Origin of the sequence: Lysinibacillus sp. GbtcB16 (assembly GCF_019091145.1) — a bacterium.
In the GTDB taxonomy this organism is placed as follows: Bacteria; Bacillota; Bacilli; order Bacillales_A; family Planococcaceae; genus Lysinibacillus; species Lysinibacillus fusiformis.
Genome location: NZ_JAGXJV010000575.1, coordinates 1 through 259, shown reverse-complemented (window position 1 = coordinate 259; position 259 = coordinate 1). Strand labels below are relative to the sequence as shown.

The following is a 259-nucleotide window of genomic DNA, read 5'->3' as shown; positions in this document are numbered from 1 at the left end:
TCCGTAATCGCACTGCCATACGCGGTGTTGAATTCAGGTAACCCGACCTGGAGGACCGTGCTGTTCTTGAACCAGATGATAAAAGTCTCCTGCGGCGCAACGATCTTGCTCTCGGTGGTCGGGTATACGTACTCCGTTGTTCCCGCGAGATATTTCAGGGTAAAGCCTTTCAGATTGAGCGGTGTGCCCGTTGAATTGTACAGCTCAATAAACTCAAATGCGTCGGTTCCGCCGGTTTTGTAATCACTGTTCTTCGTGT

General features: G+C 50.6%; 1 protein-coding gene. It reads right to left on the bottom strand.

The features are described from left to right. Positions 1 to 259: lamin tail domain-containing protein (locus KVT27_RS25285; RefSeq protein WP_217582240.1), on the bottom strand; the 259-nt coding region annotated here is incomplete at both ends.